This is a genomic window from Synechococcus sp. H55.9 (assembly GCF_047462355.1).
GTDB lineage: Bacteria > Cyanobacteriota > Cyanobacteriia > Thermostichales > Thermostichaceae > Thermostichus.
The window spans coordinates 1-1188 of the sequence record NZ_JANSJB010000097.1 but is presented as its reverse complement, the minus strand read 5'-3'; the positions used below and the strand labels follow the sequence as shown (position 1 = coordinate 1188).

The following is a 1188-nucleotide window of genomic DNA, read 5'->3' as shown; positions in this document are numbered from 1 at the left end:
GTCAGCACCCACACCGACCAGGAAGAGGTGGCGCAGGTCATCCAGCGGTACGACCTGTTGGCGGTGCCGGTGGTGGATGCCGAGCGGCGACTGGTGGGGATCGTTACGGTAGATGATGTACTGGACATCGTGGAGCAAGAGGCCACCGAAGACATCTACTCCTTGGGGGGGTTGCAGTCTGGAGAAGATGACTATTTCGACCTCAGTTTTTGGCAGGCAGCCCGCAAGCGGGTGGTGTGGCTGCTGATTTTGCTGCTTACCAACACCTTTACCAGCACGATTATTGCCGGCCAGGAAGAAGTCTTAAGCCAGGTGATCGCCCTGGCGGCTTTTATCCCACTGTTGGTGGATAGCGGCGGCAACGTCGGCTCCCAGTCTTCGACGGTGGTGATTCGCGGCCTGAGCACGGCAGCGGTGCGCCTCAAGGACGGGTTGGGGGTACTGGCCCGGGAAGCAGTGGTGGGAGCCATGCTGGGGATCATGCTCAGCTTGATCACCATCGGCTGGGCCTATGCCCTGCAGCGGGATCTCCTGGTGGCGGTCATCGTTGGGCTAAGCCTATTTGGGATTTCTGTTCTCTCTTCGGTGTCAGGGGCGGGGCTGCCCTTTCTGTTTCGCTCCTTTGGTCTGGATCCGGCCTTGATGGCCGCCCCCTTCATCACCACGATTGTGGACGTGCTGGGGGTGTTGATCTACTTCTACGTTGCCCGTTTAATCCTGGGAATCTAGCCCTAGCCGCCAACCCCTCCAAGCCCTTGCCGAAATTGGGCTAGGTTGGATCTGGTCTTGTTGCGGATCCCTGCCGGTGTCTGCCCATTCTGTGGATGTCCAGGCGGCTCTGCCGGAGATCGTGGCTCGCTTGCAAGCAGCCCTGGGATCCCTGGGGCTGGGACATCTGCAGGTGCAGGCGCGTCTTTCCGGCCAACGTCTGCTGCTGCGTTTAGAAGGGGATCCCCTCCCGGATCCGGAGCGGCTGCTGCAGGGCCTCTTGCCAACCCTGGAACAACTGGCGCTGAGCTACCGGCAGCGACTGGTGGAGCTGTTCGGCTTTCCTCTGGGAGAAGGGATCCCGGAGTGGCACCGCGAGTGGCGCTACCAGCCGCCGCCCAACCCCAACAGCCCGCTGTACCGTGCCCAACGCGGGGATGGAGAAGCCATCCAGTATGTGCTCAACTACCTGCTGCGCCC

The 1188-nt window shown here is 61.5% G+C and carries 1 protein-coding gene and 1 pseudogene; both read left to right on the top strand.

Annotated elements, in window-relative coordinates:
- Positions 1-729: magnesium transporter (gene mgtE, locus NW857_RS11060; RefSeq protein WP_414368948.1), on the top strand; the 729-nt coding region annotated here is incomplete at its 5' end.
- A gap of 76 nt (positions 730-805) precedes the next feature.
- Positions 806-1188, top strand: a pseudogene (locus tag NW857_RS11055) (hypothetical protein); the annotation flags it as partial.